This window comes from Mesorhizobium sp. WSM4871 (genome assembly GCF_055811295.1).
The window spans coordinates 1-360 of the sequence record NZ_JBVVPU010000064.1 but is presented as its reverse complement, the minus strand read 5'-3'; the positions used below and the strand labels follow the sequence as shown (position 1 = coordinate 360).

1 pseudogene is annotated in these 360 nt (G+C 67.2%); it reads right to left on the bottom strand.

Annotated features, from left to right (window positions below):
• Positions 1-101 precede the first annotated feature (101 nt).
• Positions 102-360, bottom strand: a pseudogene (locus AC0L2H_RS32525) (hypothetical protein); the annotation flags it as partial.

Genomic DNA, 360 nt, shown 5'->3' with positions numbered 1-360 from the left:
GACAAGAGCTTTTTGATCGGATTTGCGATATTCTCCTGTTGCGCATGGGTGACCGCGTGGCGAAGAGCAGGGTCCGAGGTGAGAGCCCTGCCGCGCAGCCTCTACAGTCGCTTCTCATTTGCGGCGCCCGTGCGCACCCTCTTCGGACCTCGTGGGTTCCAGCCGGAGACAAAGCGGGCATAGGCGGTTTCGGCCTGTTCCACCCAGCGGCGCTCTTTTTCCCGGTGGCTCTTGATGTTGTAGGCGTGGGGGGGGGCCGGGGGGGGGGCCCCCCCCCCCCGCCCCCCCCGGGGGGGGAAAAAAGCCAGCCACGAGTGATTTGGAGCGGGGGGGGGCCCCCCCCCACGGGACCCCCTAAAA